We start from the raw sequence: 24,129 nt of genomic DNA, 5'->3' as shown, positions 1-24,129 counted from the left end.
ATCACGTTCCCTACCGTTTATGCCTGTTCGGCATTTGTACCTATCTTGAAATAAGATTTTTCCGTGTATAGCATTCTGCCATTGGAAAGGCTAAGGCTATCGAAGTCCTACGCCTGAATGCGCAAAATAAATGGAACTTTTCCCCCAAGATGCTGCAAGGATGCCGCCATACAGGGTTTCGCCGGGTGCTCGCCGCGCTGATCGCGCTAGCGGCCCCTGAAACCTTTGCATCCGAAATAGACATCCGCACCGCCTCCGCCCTCGGTTCCACCGGCAACGCCGCCGACTACGTCCTTTCCCTCGATGATTGCCGTGACCTGGCCGAAGTCAGCATTCCCGCCAGCGGCAAGCGTTTCCTGCCGACCGATGCCACGCGTGACACCGACTCCAGCGTCGCCTGCTCCTTCAGCTTCCGTCTCGAAGGCGGCGACGTCCTGCAGCCGGCGGTCAAACTGATCTACGCCGACGGCCGGATCCAGGACTACAGCGAAACCTTCCAGCAGGAAGCCGTGGCCCCGCAGCTGGAACTCACCCAGCTGGCGATCGAGAGCCAGGATGGCGAGCAGTACCTGGTGGCCAGCTTCGACGCCCAGGACGACATCGACCTCAGCTACCTCAGCCTGTCCCTCACCGGCCTGCGCGCCTCCGACCTGCGCGCCGCCGGCGGCGTGGTCAGCCAGGCCGAGCGCAAGGCCTTCCTGCGCATGCCCGAAGCGCGCCGGGTCTTCCCCAAGGTCGACGGCCAGCAGCGCTACAGCCTGCGCCAGCGCCTGGACGCTCCCCTGAGCGCCGAAGAAGTGGCACGCAACGCCCTGGTCATGGTCCAGGCGGTCGCCGTCGATGCCTCCGGCAACCAGAGCAGCTTCTCCGACATCCGCTTCATCGGCGAGAGCGTCGAGGAAGCCGCCCGCTCCATCGCCGTGCACCCCGATCGCCTGGTGTTCAGCGACGCCCTGCAGTCGGCCCGCCTGGTTCCCGAGGTCGACTTCGAATTCCGCGGGCCGACCCCCCTGGCCGGGCTGGGCAACGGCATCAGCTACCGTTCCTCCAACCCGGACCTGGTCTGGGTCAGCGCCGAAGGCGTTGTCTATCCATTGCAAGAGACCGCCTCCGAGGCGGTCTTTGTTTATGTGAGCTACCCCGGCCTGCCCGAAGTCAGCCTGCCGGTGAAGGTCGACTACAGCCGCCGCCTCACCGCCCTGCGTTTCGAAGGCCAGGCCGCCGGCCAGCCCCTGGTGCTGCCGCGCCTCAACGACTTCCAGGCGTTGCCGGCGATCCTCGCGGTATTCGACGACGGCAGCGAGTCGCCCCTGGCCGACAGCCTCGCCGTCGAGCTGCAGCTGCCCAACGGCAGCGAAGGCATCCTCGAGCGCAACGACCAGCTGCAACTGCGCGCCCGTGCCCAGGTGCCCGAGCAGAGCCCGATGCTGCTGCACGCCCGCCTGCAGCGTTACCCGGACATCGGCGTCGACCTCCCGGTCGCCGCCCAGGACTCCGCCCCCGCAGTCGACCTGCAGCCCGAAGCCAGCATCGCCGTCGGCTCGGTGCTCGAACTCCAGGCCAGCGCCAGCGACGACGTCGGCGTGAAAAGCGTCGAGTTCTGGCTCGACGGCGCCATGGTCGGGCGCCGCCTGTCCCCGCCCTACGCCCTCAGCCTGCCCATCGAGCAGGAACTGGAAGGCCGCACCCTGCGCGTGCGCGCCGTGGCCTTCGACGAAACCGGCAAGAGCCAGAGCAGCCCCGAGCGCGCCGTGCAGGTCGTCGCCAAGAGCAATCCCAAGGCCCCGAGTTCATCTTCGAATCGCCGGTGGACGCCCAGCGCGTCGTCGAGAACAGCCCGCTGCGCGCCGCCATCAGCGTCAACCTGGGCGTACTGCCGGACGTCGAGTACCAGAGCGGCATCAGCCAGGTCGAATACTTCATCGACGGGCGCAAGGTCGGCGAGACCCGCTTCCCCATCTTCGAACAGCGCCCGCTGGAGAGCGACCCGAGCAAGAAGCAGCTGTTCGAGGTCTGGCAGGTCACCCTCCAGGTGCCCGAGATCTCCCTGCGGGAAACCAGCATGGCGCTCTCCGCCCGCGTGCACGCGCAGAACGGTGCCGTGGTCGACGCCCCGGCCCGCCTGCTGCGCGTGCTGGAGAACCAGCGGCCCACCGCCCGCATCACCCAGCCCGCGGCCGGCAGCATCGCCACCGTGGGCCAGACCGTCAGCGTCACGGTCGAGGCCACCGACGACACCCTCGAAGGCGGCACCGACATCTTCCTGCTGGTCAACGGCGAGGAAGTGCAGTCCTACCGCCACCAGGACCGCGACTACGACGGCACCAAGCTCGGCCTGCGCAGCACCAGCCACAGCTTCCAGCTGCCGATCAAGCAGGACTGGCTCGGCCGTACCCTGGAACTGCGCGCCCGCGTGGTCGACCTGCACCAGCAGTCCAACCTCTCCGAGCCCCTGACCCTGCCGGTCAAGGGCGACCAGACGCCGACCGTATCCTTCAGCCACCCGGTGGAAGGCGCGCACCTGGTCTCCGGCCAGCCGGTCGAGCTGCGCGCCAACGCCACCGACGACCTGGGCCTGCGCCAGGTCGACTTCTACGTCAACGGCAAGCTGGCGGGCACCGACCTCAAGGCGCCCTTCGCGGTGATCTACCAGGCGCCGGCCGGCGTGGACAAGGAAACCCCCCTGACCCTCCACGCCGAGGCCATCGACAGCGCCGGCCAGCTGACCCGCAGCGCGCCGGTCAACGTCACCCTGGGCAAGGACGAGGAAGACCCGGTCATCAACCTGGCTTCCCCCTCCATCACCATCAGCGACGCCGGCGACGACCTGGCCCCGGTGGTCGAGGACAGCACCTTCGTGCTCAAGGTCACCGGCTACGACAACGTCGGCGTCGAGCGCCTGGACCTCTACGGTGTGGCCAAGCAGGAAGGCGTCGGCTTCTACCTCACCGGCAACCCCAACGACCACCTGAGCAGCGCCGATGGCAGCCTCTCGGTGCAGGCCATCCCCGGTGCCCTCAAGGCCTTCTCCACCCTCAAGGTGGTGGCGGCGCCCAAGTTCAAGCACCTCGACGGCGTGCGCTACGACCGCTATCCGATCCGCGTCGTGGCCACCGATGGCACCGGCAACGACAGCGAAGTGAAGGTGCTGATCGGCATCGCCGACGACGCCAAGCCCGAGGTCCGCGGCCTCAACCCGGTGCAGAGCCGCGTCTACAGCCAGGACAGCCTGCAGGTGGACGTGGTCGCCCACGACGACCGCGCCGTGCACGCACTCGAAGCCAGCCTCTGGGCCGAAGGCGGCAGCACACCGCTGTGGCACAAGCGCATCGACCAGCAAGGTGGCCTCGTCATCGGCCCGGATACCGTCAACCGCCTGGTGATCGACCTCAAGCCCCTCAACCTGGGCAACCAGGACCGCGCCCTGCGCCTGAAGGTCGCCGCCATCGACGACGGCGGCCAGCAGGGCGACAACCGCGAACTGCCCCTGCAGGTCATGGCCGACACCCTCGGCCCGCGCCTGGCCGTGGTCTCGCCGATCCAGGGCGCACCGCTCTACGCCGGCAACCGCATCCAGGTCCGCCTGCGCGGCGTCGACGACACCCGCCTGGTGGCCTTCAGCGCCCTCAGCGGCAGCCGCACCCTGTATTCCAAGGCCCTCACCGGCGCCCAGCAGGTCGCCAGCTTCGAAGACAGCTTCGAGATGGAAGTCCCCTCCGACCAGCAGGAGCTGGTGATCGAACTGCGCGGTCGTGACCAGTACGGCAACGACGCCGATCCCACCCTCTGGCGCTTCCCCATCGGCAAGGACCAGCCGCCGAAGATCGCCGTCCGCGCCCCGGCACCCGGTTCGCGCCTGTACGAGGGCGAAGCCTTCACCGCCCAGGCCCTGGTCACCGACGACCGCCAGGTGAGCCGCGTCGAGTTCATCCTGCGCCAGGGCGGCCAGGTGCAGGTGCTCAAGACCGTCAGCGGCAGCGACCTGGCCAAGTCCCAGGAAGGCTATGTCGGCGCCGCCCTGCGCGTGCCCAACAAGGCCGGGGCCGACACCGATATCGCCGTCCGTGCCTACGACAGCGCCAACCAGGTCAGCGAAGCCTCGCTGGAGCTGGAGATCATCGACGACACCGAGCCGCCGACCCTGCAGCTGAGCAAGCCGGAAGGCGACTTCAGCCTGCCGCCGGGCACCAACTTCCAGATCCAGGGCAGCGCCGGCGACAACCAGTACGTCGACAGCCTCGACCCCCTGCTGATCGACCCGGACACCCGCGAAGAACACGCCGTGGCCTGGGAACTGTTCAGCCGCAAGGACCGTGTCGAGACCGTCAAGGTGCCCAACCCCGGCACCATCGGCGCCATCCTCGTCGGCCAGCGCTTCTACGCCGACTTCGACGGCCGCCTGCGCCTGACCCCCGAGCTCAGCCGCCGCTACGCCGGCAAGGTGCTGCAGCTGGTGCTGCGCGCCCGTGACCGCGGCATCAACGAAACCCGTTCCCCGGCCATCAACATCAAGGTCCTCGGCGACGAGACCGGCCCGCAGATCAACATCCAGTCGCCCACCGAACGCCTCTTCGAGCGGCAGAAGACCAAACTGCAGGTCAGCCTGCAGGACGACACCGCCGTCGCCTCCTACGAAGTGCGCCTGCTCGACGACCAGGGCCGCGACGAACTGGTGGCCAAGGCCGAAGGCCTCAGCACGCCGCAGGTCAGCGTCCCCGCCGCCGGCGCCAACGACCTGCTCGATATCGAACGCTACCGGCCCCAGGCCGAGCCCATCGGCCTGACCCTGGTGGTCAAGGCCAAGGACCTGCTGGGCAACGAGAGCCAGGTGACCCGCCGGCTGCTGGTCCAGCGTGACCAGGCGCCCCTGCTCAGCTGGAAGGACAGCACCCCCTCCGCCCAGCAGCAGCGCGGCATGCCCCTGCGTGGCAGCCTGGTCGTGCAGGACGACTTCAACGACGGCGCGCCCGCCAGCACCGGCCGCTACCTGCTGGCGGCCAGCTCCCTGCGCGACCTGGGCGGTGCCCGCGACATCCGCGGCCTGACCAAGGTCGACGCCACCAGCCAGCAGAACAGCCCGCTGATCAGCATCGCCTACCCCGAGGCCCAGGGCTGGCAGGGCGACCTGCTGCTCAACGAGAAGCCCTTCCTGCAGGTCAAAGACGGCCGCCTGATCCTCTCCGGCAACGAGCAGCTCGGCTCCCCGCGCCTGCTCAAGCTGGGCACGCAGACCAGCAACTGGCAGGTCGAGACCTTCTCCCGCAGCCTCTGCCAGGTGCGCCCCGAATTGCGCGACGTGCAGGCCGTCGGCGGCCTGCTCGACCTCGCCGCCCTGGGCGGCCCCGACGTCACCCGCCTGGTGCTGCGCCCGCGTGCCGGCGCGCCCGCCTTCATCCGCGAGCTGCAGATCACCCAGCTGGAAACCTCCCAGGCCAACGTCAGCACCGACGGCGGCACCCGCGTACCGGGCCGCAACGTCATCAACCTGCTGCTCCAGGACGGCCTCGACGGCAATGCCCAGACCGCCTTCCTGCAAGTGGGCGACAGCGGTGCCCAGAGCCGTGCGGAAGAACGCTACAACCTGCTCCTGCCGGTGCCCGCCGAAGTGCAGAGCACCAGCCTGAGCCTGATCGGCCACGCCACCGACCGCCTGTCCCACGAGCGCGGCGACCTGGTGCTCGGCACCCTGCTGCAACAGCCCCTGCGGGTCGACGAGCAGGCGCCCCAGGCGCGCATCGTCAGCCCGGTGGCCGGCTCCGTCGCCGTGCCCATGCAGCAGCTGGACCTCAAGACCACCTTCGGCGACGACAGCCTCGGCCTGAAGAGCCTGCGCCTGCTGGAGAACCGTGGCCGTGTCGTCCACGACCTCGGCACCTACCTCGGCCAGAGCGCCCTGCAACTGCCCTACCGGGTGCCCCGCGAGTTCTCCAGCGGCGAACTGGAGCTGACCCTGGTGGCCGAGGACTGGAGCGGTCGCACCACCGAACACAGCCTGCGCTACCCGCTGGCCGCCAACGAGAAGCCGCAGCTCAGCCTCACCGGCTTCAACACCTACTGGGTGGACGGCAAGTACGAGAAGGCCCTCACCGACCCGGCGCGCATCAACTACGGCGAATTCTGGGTGCGGATCAACGAACGCTTCCGCCTCGACACCGACCTGCGCGACGACGCCGGCCTCGCCACCTACCGCATCCTGCGCCTCAAGCGCGACGGCAGCGTCGCCGCCGTGGTCTACGAGCGCGGCTTCCAGGTCAACTGCCCCGCCGCGCCGCCGCTGCAGGCCGCCGACCAGGCCGAGGTCCTCTTCGACCAGAGCGAGCCCACCGAATACCGCATCGAACTGACCGACACCTACGGTCATGTCAGCGACCGCACCATCCTGGTCCACCCTCTGACCAACATGGTCCCCGAGGTGCGCATCACCGCCCCGGGCGATGAGCAGGAGATCGCCGCCGGCACCTTCCGCATCCGCGTCGGCCTGGTGGCCGCGGACGACCGCAAGCTCACCGCCAGCCGCCTCAAGGTCTTCGCCAACGGCGTGCCGCTGCCGGTGATCGGCTCCAGCGACGGCGTCACCGGTGGCGACAAGGTGGTCGATGCCGCCTTCGCCAGCATCCACGACAGCATCCATGCCCGCTACGACAAGTCCATGGCCGACGATTTCGGCCGCAAGGACAGCCCCTACGCGATGCAGCGCACCTTCGTGCTGGAAGTGCCCCAGGGCCTGATCCGCCATAACGAAGAACTCAAGCTCACCGCCCAGGTCGAGGACTCCGACGGTGCGGTCGGCCTGTTCGAGCGCAAGATCAAGGTGATGGCCGATACCATCAGCCCGAAACTGCTGTTCAAGCGGCCAACCCTCGGCTTCGGCGCCATCGAGGACAGCGACTTCACCCTGGTCTACCAGGCCTTCGACAACGTCAAGGTCAACCGCCTGGTGCTCTCGCGCGGCTACTCGGTGCGCGTGCGTGGCGAAGCCCAGGACCGCGAGCAGCCCTTCACCGTGGTACGCACCATCGACGGCATCCCTTCCGAGGACTACGAGCCGGTCACCACGGTCGACATCGACACCCCCGAATACAGCCAGCTGATCCACGTCGACCGCCTGGCCGAGATCGTCCGCGCCTTCGGCCTGACCAGCGACCAGATCGAGCGGGTCAGCGTGCGCGTGCGCCTGGAAGGCTTCGACGCGGCCAACAACGCGGTGCTCACCAACAGCTACCCGATCAACATCGACGCCCGCCCGGTGATCGACGTCGTCGAGCCCGTGCCCGGCGCCAAGGTGGTGGAAGGCAACCCGCTGTACGTCAACGCCAAGGCCTTCGACGACGTCGGCGTGGAGTACGTGCACCTGCGCGCCACCTACGGCAACGGCCAGCCGCCCTACGAGATGCGCCTGCGCCAGTCGCCCTACAACTTCTCCGTGCCGATGCCCGCCTTCGACCCGGACAACCCCCAGGCCAACCAGGTGCAGCTCAGCCTGGAAGCGGTGGACACCTACGGCGTCGCCCACGGCGATCTCGACGCCCACCGCGCCGAGGAACACCTCACGGTGGAAGTCACCCGCGACCAGCTGCCCAGCGTGGTGGTCGGCGCGCCGCAGAACAACAGCGAGACCACCGAAGGCCAGCTGCTGCTGGTGGAAATCAACGCCGTGGACGACGTCGGCATCGACCGCGTGGTGCTCAACATCGGCGGCCTCAAGGGCGGCGACCGCAGCCTCACCGACATGGTCTTCCCCTACGAATTCCTCGTCGAAGTGCCCTATGGCCAGGCCGGCACCGACCTCAGCCTCACCGCCAGTGCCCTGGAGCGTCGCGCCGACGGCAAGGGCCGCAGCGTCAGCACGCCCCAGGCCGTGCGCGTGCGCGTACTGAAGGACGACAAGGCGCCGCAACTGCTGGTCAAGCAGCCGCTGGCCAGCGGCGCCAGTATCGCCGAGAAGCGCAACCTGCCGTACCAGCTGGAAGTCAGCGACAACGTCCGCGTCGGCTCGGTGAGCCTGGGCCTGTACGTCGACCGCAACGGCGACGGCACCTTCGCCCCCGAGGAGCGTGTCTCCGATCGCCTGCTGCTCACCGGCCCCTATATCGGCAGCCTGCCGGTGGCCAGCATCGCCGACTACCTGGGCCGCACCGACACGCTGCCCGAATCCCTGCCGATGCAGCTGCAGATCACCGCCCGCGACCCGGCCGGCAACGAGGCCAAGGAGATCATCCCGGTCAACCTGCTGCGCAACCAGCCGCCGGAGGTCAACGCCATCAAGCTGCTGGATGCCCGCGGCTTCGCCATGGGCGAGGTCACCGAGCTGACCGAGGGCCGCGGCGTGGTCGTCCAGGTCCAGGCCAGCGACCCCGAGGTCGGGGTGGACGCCGCCGCGCTCTACTACGCCATCGGCCCGGCCGGCTCCACGCCCAAGTACCAGGCCCTGGGCGAGGATTCCGCCGCGCCCTACCAGTTCCACTTCAAGGTGCCCACCGGCCGCGTCGACCAGGTGCTGCGCTTCCGCGCCAAGGCCCGCGACCTCGACGGCTACGAGTCCGCCATGGTGGACCTGCCGGGCAGCATCCTGATCAAGGCCGACAAACCGCCGCAGGCGCGCATCGTCAAGCCCGACAACGACAACGCCGTGGTGATCGACGGCCAGGACCTCGAAGTCTTCGTCGAGGCCTTCGACGACCTCGGCCCCGAGGGCATCGACCACGTCACCTTCTACGTCAACGGCGTACCGGTCATCACCACCGAGCAGAGCTACGGCCAGCAGGTCGGCAGCCACGCCCAGGACCACGTCTACCGCGCGCGCCTCGCCGCCCCGGCGGGCGTCCAGGGCTTCACCGTCCAGGCCATCGCCTACGACGTGCTGGGCCAGGCGGGCGAGTCCCAGGTGGTGCGCGTCGGCAAGCTCGAAGACACCGTGGTACCGCGCCTCGCCGTGCTCTACCCGATCGACAAGGACGTACTGACCATGGGCGAAAGCCTGCGGGCGGTGGTGTCCGTCGAAGACATGGGCGGCGCCATCCAGGACGTCAGCATGCTCTGGCGCCGCGAATACCAGAACGACGCCGGCGAATGGAAGGTGGCGGACGAGTACCCGCTGACCCTGTTCCGCGACGACCAGCGCCAGGCGGGCGACACCACCCCGGTCAGCGACCCGGACAAGCACTACTACATCTACTGGGCCGACTTCAGCCAGGGCAACGTGCTGCGCCGCACCGGCCTGCGCAACGAGCGCCTGCACGTGCTCACCAAGGTGGTCACGCCGAACCACACCGTCACCCGCGACACCTACCACGAGATGGGCTGGCCGCTGAGCGAGCGCCGCTTCATCGCGCCCCAGGCCGGTGCCCAGGCCCAGGCCAAGGGCGTGCACTACACCGCCATCGACCAGTACCGCGCCCTCGACCGCAGCGGCGCGATGATCGCCGCCTGGGCCAGCGTCGACCCGCTGCGCATCGAGCAGGGCCTCGGCCTGCTGGGCAAGGAGGACGCCCTGCGCGGCCTGCCCGAGGCGCGCACCGGCATCTACATCATGGATGCGGTGGACGAGACCCAGGGCAACCAGAAGGGCGACTACTTCGCCTATTCGCCGCTGCTCAACGGTGCCGCCGAGATCTTCAGCGGCACCATCGGCGAACTGGTCACCGACGAGAACATCGTGCTGGCCGGCAAGTCCGGCGTCACCGATGCCGGCAGCTGCCAGTCGGGCGACGCGGCCTGCCAGTTCGTCAGCCAGTTCAGCGAAGAGATCCGCAAGGACTGGCACGGCGGCGACACCCCGAGCGAAGGCACCGGCGCCCTGTACCTCGACAACAAGGCCGGCGAGCTGCTGCTGTTCGGCCAGCGCAACGGCGACGGCCAGTTCGGCCTGCCCTACCTGATGATGGGCCGCGTCGACATGCCCTACCCGGATGTCTACGGCCTCACCCGCAGCGGCAACCTGGCCCTGGTGGCCAACGGTGCCGGCGGCGTGCAGGTCATCGACATCACCAACATGACCGCGCCCTACCACGTCGGCTACATCAAGCCCAACGGCTTTGCCCGCGACGTCAAGGTGCGTGGCCACTACGCCTACATCGCCGCCTCCGAAGAGGGCGTCGTGGTCGCCGACCTGAGCACCCCGGCGATGCCCCAGGTGGCGCGCATCGACACCCTGGGCGTGGCCAACCGCCTGCACCTGGTGGGCAACCAGCTCTACGTCACCGACATGGCCGGCAGCGGCGACAGTGCCCGCCTGACCCGCATCGACATCAGCGAGCCCGACCAGCCGCGCCTGGTGCAAGTGGTGGAGATCAAGCCGCACCGCCCCGACCAGGCCGCCGATGGCCTCTACGACGTGCACGTCTCCGGCAACCTTGCCTACGTCACCGAGCTGCTCTCCGACCAGGAAGACAAGCCGACCCAGAGCCTGGTGCAGATCCTCGACCTGGCGCGCATCGGCGAGAGCGGGCTGGACGCCAGCGTCCCGGTCATGGTCCAGCGCAACGCCACCCCCGACAACTTCGCCATCCGTGGCGTGACCCTGGCCCGTGGCGCCATCCAGGTCGCCGCCGGCAAGGGCGGTATCGGTCGCATCGACCTGCCGGCCCTCACCGTGCTGCAGCACAACCCGCAGGTGGGCGAAAACGACGTCAGCACCCAGCTGCCGGCCATGCTCATCGAACTGTCGGCGGTGCTGCCGGAGCAGACCCGACTGGCCGACTTCGTCCAGGTGCTCGAAGGGGATGCCCAGGTGGGCCGCGACGTCACCGGCTTGTTCGACCTGGCCTTCGCCGCCCGTGGCAGCGACACCACCAAGCGCCGCATCCAGCTCACCCGCAAGGACGGCCAGAGCCTGCAGCCGCGCCAGCGCTACTACGTGCGCATCAAAGAGGGGCTCACGCCCGTCACCGGGCAGCCGCTGGCCGCCGACTACGTCTTCAGCTTCAGCACCGCGCCGGCCGATGCCGCCTACCCGGACATCCAGAGCATCTGCACCCGCGAAAGCGCCGAGCGCAGTGCCTGCGTCAACGTCGGCGACGTGCGCGGCGGCACCGAGCTCATCGTCCGTGGCCTCAACTTCGGCGACCAGCCGCGCCTGCTGGTGGGTGGCGAGCCGCTGGTGATCGAGCGCCGCGCGGTCGACGCCGCCAGCGGCGTGATCAGCCTCTACGCCCGCACCGTGCCCAACTACCCGGGCCCGGCGGCGGTCAGCCTGTACACCGAGGCCGGTCTTTCCGACACCGTGCTCGGCGGCTTCGTGTTCGTCGACGAGTTGTCCATCTCGCACCTGGCCCCGGCCGTGGTGCGCGTCGCCCAGAGCGGCAAGAACGACCGCGTCGACCTGGTCGGCAAGGGCTTCCACGCAGGCCTGACGCTCACCGCCTACAAGAGCGGCGAGCCGAACCCCGAGAAGAAGGTCATCAAGGTCGGCTCGGGCGATCTGCGCCTCTACAGCGCTGAGCGCATGAGCCTGCTGGTGCCCGACTTCCGCGACGAGAACGGCAAGGGCTACCGCGGCTTCATCGACCTGGAACTGGACGACGAACTCGGCCGCCACTACGTCCAGCGCAACGCCCTGTTCTACGGTCGCCTGCAGCTCGATCGCGGCCTGGAGACCGAGAAGCCGATGTCCGCCGAGGTCATCGACAAGCGCCTGGAGACCCTGGAGAAGGGCGGCATCACCGACTACGTGCCGGACCCGCTCAAGCTGCCGCCGGGCCATATCGTCGACCTCGCCGTCGACAGCGACCTGCACATGTTCTACGTGCTCGGCCGAGGTGAGCTGGGCAAGGGCTCGCCAACACCGAACCAGGTCTTCAGCCGCGAGCAGCTCGAGCACTACTACGCCCCGGGCTGGATCAGCCTGGTGAAATACGACCCGGCCAAGGTCGGCGAAGCCGCGCCGCGCCACGGCCTGGGCTACTACAACCTGCCGCAGGACATGAAGCCCAGCGCCATGGCCCTGGCCGACAAGCAGCTCTACGTGGTGGGCCGCGGCTACGACTTCCCCTACATCGACACCGAATACGAAGGCCGCAGCGTGCTGCTGGTCTACGACCGCGAGATCCGCGACCCCGACGACCTCACCGAGCAGCCCCCGGGCAAGGACCGTGGCATCCGCTACAGCCTGCCGCTGCCCTTCACCCAGGCCGTGCCGGAGAAAGTGGTCGCCCACCAGGGCCTGCTGCTGGTCTCCACCACCGCCGAAGGCATCGCCGTGGTCAGCGTCGCCGACCCGCTGCGCCCGACCGTGGTGCGCCGCATCACCCAGGCCAGCATCGACGGCCGCGTGCAGACCCTGGGCAACGTCCAGGACATCGCCGTCATCGGCGACAGCCTGCACGTGGTCAACGGTGGCGCCCGCGTGGTCTTCGACCTGTCGCGTCCGTCCCTGCCGCAGCTGGGCGAATCCCGCGTGGGCGGCTACATCGGCCTCACCGCCGACGGCAGCCGCTTCGCCACCGGCAACGGCCTGAACCTCTACGACGCCAGCCGCCCGGCCTTCATCCGCGAGCAGGGCCGCTACCTCTCCGGCGGCTTCAGCGTGCCGGGCGACAGCCGTGGCATCGCCGCCCAGGCCACCACCGGGCTCAACCTGACCTACACCGGCAGCGACGACCTCGCCGCCTGCGAGAAGGGCCTGCAGGCCTACCTGGGCTTCTACGACTTCAGCCGCCCGGCCGACATCGGCCTGCTGGACGCCCTGAGCCTGCCCTACTGCGTGCGCGCCGCCGACTACCCGGACGACTACGACAACCTGCTGAAGAAGCCCTGGCGCACCCAGCCGCTGGTGATCACCGACCAGGGCATCGCCGGCTTCGCCCTGCGCGGCGACGCCACCGGCGGCAAGGTCTCCCACCTCGGCCTGGTGGACCTGCTGACCCTGGAGCTGGTCGGCTCCACCCCGCGCGACCAGGCCGACGGCGTGCCCCTGGACAGCCCGCTGGTGCTGCGCTTCACCCGCTCCCTGGGCGCCATGAGCGACGAGCAGCTGCGCCAGTTCCTGGTCCTGCAGCGCGACGCCCAGGGCGACCAGCCGGCCGTCAGCCTGCCCTTCGCCCTGCAGCGCAGCGCCGACCAGCGCACCCTGATCCTGGTCCCCGAGCAGGCGCTGCTGGCCAATGCCAGCCACCAGCTCATCCTCAAGGGCGATTTGGCCAGCCGCCGCAGCCGTGGCCTGATGGAACACGCCATCCACTTCCGCAGCGGCCTGGCCGGCGGTGCCCAGGTGGCCATCCTCGACAGCCGGCCGTCGATGCTCGACGTCGGTGGCGGCGAGATCGACGTGCGCCTGTCCGGCGTCACCGGCCAGCCGCAGTTCACCGTCTCCGGCCAGACCGCCACCGGCACCCTGGCCGAATCCCTGCCCGACGGCAGCGCCCGCTACCGCGTCCAGGCACCGGCCAGCCTGCCCGGCCCGGCCAGCCTGCAAGTGGTGGCCGGCAACGGCAGCAAGGCCACCCGCGTCGGCGCCGTGCAGTTCGTCGAGCCGCTGCTGCTGCGCTCGCTGTCCCCGGCACAGGGTTCGCTGAACGGCGGCACCCGCGTGCTGATCAAGGGCCAGGGCTTCCGCAGCGAACTGGGCGCCATGACCGTCAGCTTCGGCGACATCCTCGCCGAGCAGTTCAAGGTGCTCGACGGCGAGACCCTGGAAGTCATCACCCCGCCCGGCCCCATCGGCACGGTGGATGTGCGCGTGCGCCTGGCCAACGGCCAGCAGGGCGCCCTGGCGCAGTCCTTCACCTTCCAGCAGCCGCCGCAGTCGCAGATCCGCGACAAGGGCCGCGTCTACGACCTGGCGCTGGACCCCAGCGGCAGCTACCTGTTCTCCGCCCAGGGCAGCAACGGCGTGCTGGTCTACGACCTCAACGCCGGCAACTACACCGCCGACCCGCAGAAGCCGCTGAACCCGGACGACCTGCTACGCCTGATCGACCGCAACCGCGATGGCCGCGACGACCGCGTCATCTCCGCCATCAGCCTGCCGTCCGGCTACATCGCCGTCGGCGTCGAGCCCTACTTCGAGCGCAGCTCCGACCGCGTCTACATCACCGCCGTGCGTCTCAATGGCGGCAAGCCCGACGCGGCGCAGCTGTTCACCGTGGCCTTCGACAGCCTCGACCCGTCGCGCACCACCCTGATCGGCTCCCTGGAGCTGCCCTCCAGCGCCGTGCGCGGCCTGCGGGTGCGCAACGCCCGCGTGCTGCTGGCCATGGGCGAGGAAGGCCTGGGCGTGGTCGACGCCTTCCTGCCGAACAAGACCTACCTGGTGGAAAGCCTGGCCAGCGACCCGCGCATGCCGATGCTCGACGTCGCCACCCGCGACGCCGCCGCCGGCGAGAGCGGCCTGCTGGTCACCGTGGGCGGCGCCTTCGACTTCCCCAGCAACCGCCTGCTGAGCAAGGAAGAGAACGGCAGCGGCGGCTTCCAGGTATACGGCCAGAGCAGCGGCCAGGGCCTGCAGCGCCTCGGCCACCTCGACCTGCCGGGCACCCGCGTGGTGCTGCAGGGCCGCTACGCCTACGTGGCCGCCGGCGCCAGCGGCGTCGCCGTGGTCGACCTGCAGGACCCGAACCGTCCCCAGGTGGTCGCCCGCGTCAACGACATCGGCTACGTCTACGACCTCGACTACAACGGCAACACCCTCTATGTGGCCCGTGGCGACAAGGGCGTGCTCAGCATCGACGTCACCGACCCGCTGCGCCCGCAGCCCAGCCGCAGCATGCAGGCCCCCGAGGGCGGCACCGTGGAAAGCGTGGTGGCCAGCGAATACGCCGCCCACGCCGGTGGTGTCGACGCCAAGGGCAGCGTGCTGCAGGTGGTGCCGGACGTGGTGCTCAAGCTGCACACCGTCGACCCGCGCAACGGCATCCTCGACCGCCAGGTCGACGGCAGCCTGCAGGTCATCGCCCGCTTCAACAAGGCCATCGACCTCTACCCGTCGAACGCCGCCCTGTTCAGCCTGCTCGGGCCCCAGGGCGAGACCCTGCCGGCCACCGTGCAGATCCTCAACAACGACGCCCGCCTGACCCTGGCCGCCAGCGTCGCCGACACCCTCAAGGCCGGCGACCGCCTGACCCTGCTGGCCAAGGCCGGCATCGCCTCGGTCAAGCCGCTGTCCGAGCGCGACATCGTCGTGCTCCAGCGCCTGGCCCAGGACCAGCGCGTCGGCCTGACCTACCGCGGCGCCCGCGACGACACCCTGAGCCTGGAGGCCGTGGTGCCGCGTCGTATCGCCCAGAACACCACCAGCCTGATCACCGTCAGCGCCCGCGGCATCCCGGCCAACCTGGCCCAGGTGCGCCTCTTCGCCGGTGACCGCGCCCTGCAGATCGAAGGCGTCACCCGCGACAGCGACACCGCCCCGGCCGTGCTCAAGGTCAGCGTCCCGGCCATGCCGCGTCCCGGCCAGTACAACCTGACCCTGTCCGTGCTGCGCGACGGGCTCTGGCAGCAGGCCGTGCTCGAAGGGGCGCTGCTGGTGGACGCACCGATCCGCTTCGACGCCCTGGCGCCGCTCTGGGGGCCGATCACAGGCGACACCAGCGTCACCATCAGCGGCGACGGCTTCGAACCCGGCAACAGCGTCATGGACGGCCTCAAGGTGCGCTTCGGCGGCCTGCCGGTGGGCCGCATCCAGGTGCTCTCCACCAGCCGCATGCGCGTCACCACCCCGCGTGGCGCCCCGGGCAAGGTGGAAGTGCTGGGTGAAGACCGCTACGGCAACCAGGCCCGCCTGAACGGCGAGCGCAGCTTCGGCTACGGCCTGCGCAAGCTGGCCGAGCTGCACCCCTCGCTGATCTTCCCCAGCGACCTGTGGATCGACCGCGACACCGGCGTCGCCGTGAGCAACGGCGGCCTCATGGTGGAAGGCTACGGCCAGCAGAAACTCGCCGCCGGCGGCTGGCTGCCGGAGAACTACCGCGCCGCCACCTTCTCCGTGCAGGACCCCGCCAAGCCGCTGCTGGTGGGCGGCTCGCCGGCCCTGCCGAGCGACGCCCAGCGCCTGTCCCTCAAGACCCAGGCCATGGCCATCTCCAAGCGCCTGTCGGACGGCTTCCTCGCCAGTGGCGAAATGGAGCCCACCGAAGAAGAACAGGAGCTGCTCGACCGCCAGGCCGCCCAGGACTTCACCCTCGGCCTCGATTCCCTGCAGATCGCCCCGACCCGCGAGTGGGAAGGCAACACCTGGCGCAAGCGCCTCTACATCGCCAGCGGCAATGGCGGCGTCGCCCGCCTGAACCTGGACGAGCAGAACGGCCTGCAGGTGATCCAGGAAGAGAAGCTCAGCGGCCTCGTCAGCCGCCTGGTCAAGCAGGGCGACGGCCTGTTCGCCGCCACCGCCTCGGTGGATGTCGACCCGCCGAACAGCGATACCTGTGCCTTCAAGATCGGTGGCTCCAGCGGCCTCGGCCTGGCCGCGCTGAACTACCAGGATGGCGAGGACCCGGTGCGGGTCGCGGCGCCGGAAGGCCTGAGAGGCGCCGGCCTGCTCAAGCTCGACAACGGCTGGCTGCTCAGCGGCGGCCTGGTGCAGGGCGCCAAGTGGGTCAACTGCCCGGGCTGGGACGAGACCCTGGCCAAGGCCACCGATTTGGAAAAAGGCGAGATCCGCAGCCTGAACCTGTTCGACCCGAGCCAGACCCGCGTCTACAGCTTCACCGCCAACCCGCAGGACGCGCTGGTCTACGGCCGCTACCTGGTGGTGGCCGTAGGCGGCCGCGGCGTCGAGATCGTCAACCGCGACGAGCCCGAAGAACGCGTGCTGGTCACCCTCGACAAGCAGCTGCAGGCCGTCGCCGGCCGCGGCATCGCCCTGCGCATGGCCGGCAACCTGCTGTTCGTCTCGGCGGAAAGCGGCGTGGTGGTGCTGGACCTGGCCCAGCCGCTGCAACCGCGCGTGGTCTCCGCCGGCAACCAGGAGCGCATCGAAGCCCTGGACCTCTTCAACAACCGCCTGGTGGCCGGCTCCGGCAAACAGGGCCTGACCGTGCTCGAGCTGCCCGGCGCCCTGGTGCTGGACGCCGGCGTCGCCCAGGGCGGTGTGATCCCGGCCAGCGAGCAGGCCCTGAGCCTGAGCTTCAACGAACCGGTGACCCTGGAATCCCTGCGTGCCCCGGGCGCCCTGCGCCTGCTGGACATCAGCAACGGCGAGCGCGAACTGCCGGCCCCGAGCGTCGAGGCCGTGGGCGGCGACGGCCAGTCCGCGACCCGCGTGACCCTGCGCTTCACCCCCGCCGCCGGCGCCAGCCTGCGCCTGCAGCTGGCCTCCGCGCGCAACCTGCGTGGCGGCGGCCTGTGGGCGCCGTACCAGGTGGACTTCAAGGTGGCCGCCGCCGGCGCCACCCAGCCGCGCATCCGCAACCTGGAGAACGCCCGCTTCCACCGTGGCGCCCAGGACCGCGTGGTGATCAACGGCAGCGGCTTCTCCAGCACCGTCAAGGGCTACGTCAACCAGTACCCGGTGGCCCTGCAGTGGGTCAGCACCGAGCGCCTGGAAATCGCCCCGAACGCCCTCGACATGCTGCCCCTCGGCCCCGGCCAGTGGCACCTGCGCCTGGAAGACGGCGGCCTGCGCGAGGACTACCTGGGCGCCCTGGTGATCGGCGCCGAGCAGGCGCTGGACCAGGTCAAGTACCGCATCAGCCCGGATTCCGCGAGCAAGAAGGGCGGCACCCTCGTCAGCATCAACGCATCCGCCGACGTGCTGCTGCCGGGCACCCGCGTGGTCCTGCGTGCCCGCCACGGCGCCACCGAGATCTACACCGGCCGCAGCCCCATTGTGGAAGAGCCGGGCCGTGCCGCCATCGACCTGCAGGACGACGTCGAGACCCAGCGTGACTTCGACTTCATCCTGCCGGGCGTGATCGACCCGGACATCTACGACGTCTTCCTGCGCATCCCCAGCGGCGCCAGCACCCGCGAGGTCAAGGTCGGCGCGCTGTCCTACACCCTGCCGCAGGGCCTGGGCATCGTGCTGCCGAACTACCCGCCGATGCAGATCGGCGCCGCCCAGGTGGTGGGCGACACCCTGTTCGTCGGCGTCAAGGCGGGCTCCGCGCCCACCAGCTCCAACCGCTTCCTGATGCCGGCCGGCCTGGAGATCTACGACATCGGGCTGTGGGAACGGCCGATCCGCCTGTCCCAGCTGCGCCTCGACCAGCCGGTGCTGGGCCTCGAGACCCTGGGCAGCCTGGTGTACCTGGCCAACGACCGCGACGGCGTGCGCGTGGTGGACGTCAACGACCTGGGTCGCCCGCTGCTGGTCTCCAGCCTGACCCTGCCCAACCACCGCGCCCTCGACCTGGCCGTGGAGAGCGAGCGTGGCGCCCTGGCCGTGGCCGCCGCCAACGACCTGGGCACCGGCTACGTGCGCTTCCTGCCCCTGGGCCGCAACGAACTGGGTGCCCAGGCGCCGCTGCCGAGCATTCCCTTCGACGGCAGCCTGCGCGCCGACCTGCTGGGTGCGCCGGTGGACCTGCAATGGCTCAACGGCCAGCTGTACGTACTGTTCCTGCGCGACAAGCAGCTGCACCTGGCCACCTTCAAGGACTTCGGCGACAAGCTCGACTACCGCGTCCAGGCCATCGAACGCGGCACCGTCTCCGGCGACTCCATCAGCGCGAACCTCGGCCGCCCGACCCTGCAGGTCCAGCAGGGCCTGATCAGCGTCGGCACCGGCGACACCTACCTGCTGCTGGAAGCCAATGCCCAGGGCCAGTACGAAACCATCTACTGGCAGAACCAGAAGACCGGCGGCGAGCTGCTCAGCGTCGGCGGGCAGGTCATGCAGGGCAACGGCAAGGGCGTGCAGATCAACACCTCGCCCTACCTCGCCGTCGCCTCGGCCACTCCGGGCAATGGCGCGGTGCTCGGCAGCGGCGAATCGGTGCAGATCGCCTTCAACAACCTGATCAACACCGACCCGGCGCACCTGGCCCAGGCCATCCGCGTGCTGGGCGAGGGCGGCCAGGCGCTGCCGGCCGGCGCCTTCGAGATGACCGGCACCAACACCCTGCGTGGCGGCCAGGTGCAGATCGCCTTCAAGGGCGACTACCAGGGCGCGCTGCGCATCGAAGTGGGCACCGCGCTCACCGACCTGGCCGGCCACGCGCTGCGCCAGGCCTTCGTGCTGCAGCTGGAGCGCCTCACCGGCATCCGTCCGCAGGTCACCCAGGTCCAGCGCGAAGCGGCCGGCGTCGCGGGCCTGCACTACTTCCACGCCACCGGTGGCGAGATCGCCGTGATCAAGGGCAGCGGCTTCGGCGTCGCCCCCGACCAGCTGGCCGTGTGGCTGGGCGAAACCCGCCTGCAGCCGCAGCAGATACTGGAACTCAGCGACACCCAGCTGCGCGTCGAGGTGCCGGACCTGCAGATGGCCGGCATCAGCGCCAGCCTCGCGGTGAAGGTCGAGCGCATCGACCAGCGCCTGTCCTACCTGCGCCAGGGCGCCATGACCGTGCTGCCGCAGATCGAGATCGACGACCTGCAGCCGCAGACCGGCCCGCCCCAGGGCGGCAACCTGGTGACCCTGCACGGCCGTGGCTTCAACCACTACATGCAGGTGCGCTTCGCCGGCGCCCTGGCCGGCGACCTGAAGATCCTCAGCAGCAACCGCGCCGAAGTGCGCGCGCCCGCCGGCAGCTTCGGCAAGGCCAAGGTCGCCGCCACCAGCCAGCTGTTCCCGGGCGAACAGACCGACTCGCCGGTGGATTACTTCTACACCGGCATCCCCACCGGCTCGGTCAACCTGCCGGCCGAGATGGCCAGCCCGGTCTCCGCCATCGCCCGCCTCGACGGCGCCGAGAGCCAGCTGCTGTACGCCGTCACCGGTGGCAGCTTCGACAAGCTCGACAGCCAGGGCCGCGTCGCCACCCTGACCAGCAACGCCGCGCGCCTGCTGGTGGCCGACATCAGCGACCCGGTGCACCCGGTGATCGTCACCCGCGAGTTCGCCGGCCAGACCAAGGCCTACCACTACGAAGCGCCCAACGGCCTGTCGCCGCGCGGCTTCGTCGACCTGACCATCAACGATCGCCAGCTGTTCGTCGCCGGCGGCCGCAAGCTGCTGCAGTTCGACCTGACCCTGCCGGCCGCGCCGGAGAAGCTCGCCGAACTGGACATGGCCGGCGAGATCAACGCCCTGGCCAGCCGCGACGACCTGCTCTACGTCGCCTACAAGGACGGCGTACGCCAGTACCGCATCGGCCAGGACCTCAAGCTCACCGACCTCGGCCTGATCGGCGTGCAGCAGCTGGGCGGCGTGCCCGGCCGCCTGCGCCTGGCCGGCGCCAGCCTCTGGGCCACCCTGCCGCAACAGCGCCAGCTGGTGGAGCTGGAACTGGCCAGCGGCGAATTCCGCGTGGTGCGCCGCGTCGCCACCCGCGACCAGGCCGGCAACCCCTTCGTGCCCGAGGACCTGCTGGTGGCGCCCGAGCGCCTGCTGGTCTCCAGCGGCAAGAACGCTACCGTGCAGCTGTTCAACCTGGACCGCAGCGATGACGCCACCCCGGTGGCCGACCTCAAGCTCACCTACCTGGTCAGCCGTGGCGACCTGTTCGCCGGCCAGCTGCAGCTCGCCGGCCAGACCCTCTACGTGGCCGGCGGCCAGGGCGACGTGCAGCTGTTCGACATTTCCCCGTGGCTGAATGGCGATGCCCGCGCCAGCATCGGCCTGCGCGACTACTTCAGCGTGCTCGGCAACGTCAACAGCCTGTCCCTGGGCAGCCAGGCCCTCTACGCCGGCAGCGCCTTCGTCTACCTGGACGGCGCGCCCGCGGAGAACCCGCTGCCGAGCCTCGACGCCGGCAACTACCTGGGCGGCAGCCTCAACACCCTGGCCTACCAGAACCTCGCGATCCTGTCCCAGCAGCCGCTGCCGTCCGGCCGCCTGCCGCGCGACGGCGCCATCGAGGTGCAGTTCAACCGCCTGCTGGACAACGCCCAGCTGCGCGACCAGGGCGCCCAATTGGTGCAGTTGCTGCTCGACGGCACCCCGGTCCCGGCCCAGGTGGCCCAGGTCGGCGTCGGCCGCCTGGTGCTGCGCCCGGCCTCGCTGCAGGCCGGCAAGCAGTACCAGGTGCAACTGGGCGCCGCCCTGCGCGACCAGCAGGGCCGCACCCTGGGCCACGACTACCGCTTCGGCTTCGTCGCCGACGACCAGCAACTGCCGGAGCTCGACAGCATCTCCCCGCGCCAGGCCAGCTGGCGGGGCGGTGCCGAGGTCACCCTGCGTGGCCGCAACTTCGCCGAGGGCCTGGCGATCGAGGTGGGCGGCCAGCGCGTGCCGGCGGCCGACGTGCTGCATCGCGACGACAACCAGCTGCGCTTCCGCGTGCCGGGCCTGGTGGCCTCGCCGGACCGCAACCTGCCGGTGGGCCTGCGCCTGAAGCAGGGCGGCCAGGAAGTCTTCCGTGGCGCCGCGCTGACCTACGTGGCCGATCCGCGCATCGACCAGTCCGGCCTCTACGACCGCCTGGCCGGCACCCTCAATGCCCAGGCCAAGCGCTTCACCTACAACGCCGGCGAGATCATCGGCCTGCAGGGCCGTGGCTTCGGCGAATCCACCGTGGTCCGGGTCAACGGCCGGCAGATCGCCGAGACCCGCCTGGAACGCGCCGATCTCATCAGCTTCGCCGTGCCGGAGAACAGCCTCGGCCAGCTGCTGGTGGAAGTGAGCAACCAGGGCTTCGCGGGCGATCTTTCCAGCGACGCCAGCCTGCGCATCGAACTGCCGGCCCGCCGCCAGCTGCAAAGCGTCCAGCAGTTCCGCCGCCAGGGCGACCTGCTGCTCACCGGCAATGGTCGCGACGTGCAGCTCTACAGCCTGCGCGACGGCAGCACGCCGCAACTGCTGGCCAAGTGGCAGGCCGCCGCCGAGCTGGTCGACCTGGCCCTGGGCGATCGCTACGCCGCGGTGCTGGGCGACAAGACCCGCCTGCAGGTCTTTGACCTGGCCAACCTCTACTCGCCCCAGGCGCTGCCGGCCCTGGCCAACAGCCGCCAGGTCGCCTACGACAAGGTGCGCATCGCCGGCGACCTGGTGCTGGCCAAGTCCGGCAACCGCGTGTTCCACGGCCAGGTCCAGGGCCCCGAGCTGAAGGAGCTGACCCTCGCCGCCGGCACGCTGGTCGACCTGGCGCTGGATGGCCGCGCCCTCTACCTGCTCTATGGCGACCGCCTGGAAGTGCGCAACGTCCGCGACCCGTCGCAGTTGCTGGCCACCCAGGTCCACGGCCTGGCCGGCGCCAGGTCCCTGTGGCTCGACGGCTCGCGTCTCTACCTGCAAGGCACCTCCGGGCTGCAGGTGCTGCAACGCGCCGCCCTGCTGCGCGGCCGTGGCGAGCCGGTGCTCGGCGAGCTGGAACTCCCCGCCCGCATCGGCAAGCTCACCAGCCAGGGCGAACTGCTGGCCTGGTTGGACAACGGCCGCCTGCAGGTGCTCGACCTCGACCTGGACGCCCAGCGTCGCCTGGTCGCCCGTGAAGTGGCCGCGATCACCGTCGGCAGCGCCGAGGTGGGTTCGCTGGGGCAACTGGAGCTGCACGGCGACCTGCTGGAATGGAGCAACGGCGGCAACTACTTCAACGCCGCCGTACCGCTGAACAACGCCTGGGGCCTGGCCCCGGAAAGCCTGGCCGCCGCCGACGAGCCGGTGGGCCTGCGCCTGTCCGGTGCCGAATACGCCTGGCGCGAGGCGCGCCTGGCGCTGTCCTCGGCCAGCGGCGAGAGCATCGCCAGCGACTCCCAGGCACTGGGCCGCGAGCTGCGCGCCCTGGTGCAACAGCCGAGCTTCCAGCCGGCCGGTCTCTATCGCCTGCAGCTGAGCCAGGCACCGCTGGACTGGCTGCAGGGCGCCGAGGTGAACATCGACCTGCCGTGGCTGGTGGATGCCGTGGACTTCTTCGGCGCCGCCCAGGTGCGCCTGGACAGCCTGCAACCCAACCGCAGCATCAGCGGCGTACCGCGCGACTACGTGCTGCGTGGCCGCCAGCTGCACCTGATCGACGAACTCCAGGTGGGCGACCGCGTGCTCGGCCGCAGCCAGCTGCAGGCCAACGCGACCGGCGACCAGCTGAGCTTCCGCCTGCAGATGGAACAGGCCGGCCTCTACAGCCTGCAGGCCCGCTACGGCGACGAACGCGCCACCCTGCCCACCGCCCTGGCCGTGGTCACCCCGCTGGCCATCGACGCGGTGCAGTCCGCCCATGCCGCCGGTGCGGTGGTCAGCGACGCCGGCGGCACCCAGGTGCACATCGCCGCCCAGGGCCTGTCCGAAGGCCTCAGCCTGCACTGGTACCCGGCCGGCCAGGGCATCCAGCCCACCGCCAGCAACCGCGTGGCCTTCACCCTGGCCGACGACGGCCTGAACTTCGTCACCCCGCCCAGCCAGCCGGGCTGGCAGTACCAGGTCTCGGTCGTGCGCGAATCCAGCGGCGAGCGCGTCGACAGCGTCCCGGCCCAGTGGCTCACCGCCATCGACGACACCGCCCCGAGCGTGCGCCTGATCAGCGCCCTGGGCGCGTCGCAGTCGCTGGTGCTGGAGGCCGACGAGCCGCTGCAGGCCCAGGGTGTCAGCGTCATCAAGGTGTTCAAGGACTACGAGACCCACGCCCAGCCGAGCGAAGACGTCAGCGCCCGCTTCCAGCCGCTCATCGCCCAGGGCAAGCGCCTGGAGCTGCGCCTGCGCGCCGATGCCCAGCTGGAGGCCAACGCCCTCTACCAGATCGCCCTGACCGGCATCCGCGACGCCGCCGGCAACCCGGCCCGCGACAACACGCTGATCAAGGCCGGCGCCTACAACGGCGTGTTCCAGGCCGAAGACCGCCTGGCGCCGCGCTACGACTCCCTGCAGGTCGCGCTGCAGGATGGCCGCCCGCTGAGCCCGGCGGTGCGCCTGAAGACCGGCAACCGCTACGGCTTCAAGGTCAGCGCCCAGGACAACCTGCAGGCCGCCGACAAGATCGCCTTCGCCTATCGCCTGTCCGCCGATGGCGGCCAGACCTGGAAGACCGACTGGGTGCCGGTGCAGAAGGGCGAGTTCAGCCTCGACCTCAACGGCCAGTACCAGGGCTTCAGCCTGCTGCTGCGCGCCAGCGACGGCCGCAACAGCGTCGACCGCCGCTTCGACGCCGACATCAGCGCCCCGGA

Annotated in this window: 2 protein-coding genes (1 of these 2 cut by a window edge); both read left to right on the top strand. The window is 70.0% G+C overall.

Going from position 1 to position 24,129, the window contains the following annotated elements:
- The first annotated feature begins 149 nt into the window (after positions 1-149).
- Positions 150-2,456, top strand: coding sequence for an Ig-like domain-containing protein (locus PHLH3_RS30580; protein WP_244862956.1), 2,307 nt, complete (start codon positions 150-152; stop codon positions 2,454-2,456).
- Positions 2,414-24,129 carry the 5' portion of an Ig-like domain-containing protein gene (locus PHLH3_RS29575; RefSeq protein WP_244863106.1) on the top strand. 18,937 nt of this gene lie beyond the right edge of the window, so 21,716 of the gene's 40,653 nt are visible here — the first part of the coding sequence; the start codon lies at positions 2,414-2,416; the stop codon falls past the right edge of the window. Before PHLH3_RS30580 ends, PHLH3_RS29575 begins: the two co-directional genes overlap by 43 nt.

It is taken from the genome of Pseudomonas sp. Pc102 (assembly GCF_018408275.1).
Lineage (GTDB): Bacteria > Pseudomonadota > Gammaproteobacteria > Pseudomonadales > Pseudomonadaceae > Metapseudomonas > Metapseudomonas tohonis.
The sequence above is the reverse complement of the archived record's forward strand: the minus strand, read 5'-3'. Positions and strand labels throughout refer to the sequence as shown.

Bases quoted from the DNA above. Each gene is read 5' to 3' on its own strand.
- PHLH3_RS30580 (WP_244862956.1), top strand. From the start codon at position 150: ATGCTGCAAGGATGCCGCCATACAGGGTTTCGCCGGGTGCTCGCCGCG.